We start from the raw sequence: 469 nt of genomic DNA on the forward strand, positions 1-469 counted from the left end.
CAACAAGCCGGTTTCACTGAAATCGTCATCAACCATGCCTGGCTTGGCCAACAAATCGAAGATACCTTGAAAGACGGTTCGGACTACGGCGTACGCATTGCCTATTCTCCAGAACTCGCCGGAGGCCTGGAAACCGCCGGTGGCATTGCCACCGCCCTGCCTCTTTTGGGCGACGAGCCGTTTTTGGTCGTCAATGGCGATGTGTTGACTGACATTGATTTCCAAGCTGCACGACTGGCTGCCCAGCGTATGCAGGAACACAACCTTCTCTCCCATTTATGGCTGGTGGACAATCCACCCCACCATCCCGAAGGCGACTTCGGCCTGCTTTCAGACGGCCTGGTATCCGCCTCATCTGCAGACGGCCAAGCCCTGACTTTCAGCGGCGTGGGCGTTTATCATCCCGCACTTTTCAAAGATACCCCGGCGCATCAGGCTGCCAAACTTGCCCCTCTGTTGCGTCAAGCCA

Annotated in this window: 1 protein-coding gene; it reads left to right on the plus strand. The window is 56.5% G+C overall.

The genetic code is table 11. The annotated features are described in order from the left end of the window. On the plus strand, nucleotides 1-469 hold a 469-nt coding region (locus ACTHUM_RS19340), incomplete at both ends, for a sugar phosphate nucleotidyltransferase (protein WP_440403912.1).

The organism is Neisseria sp. P0021.S006, assembly GCF_051956895.1.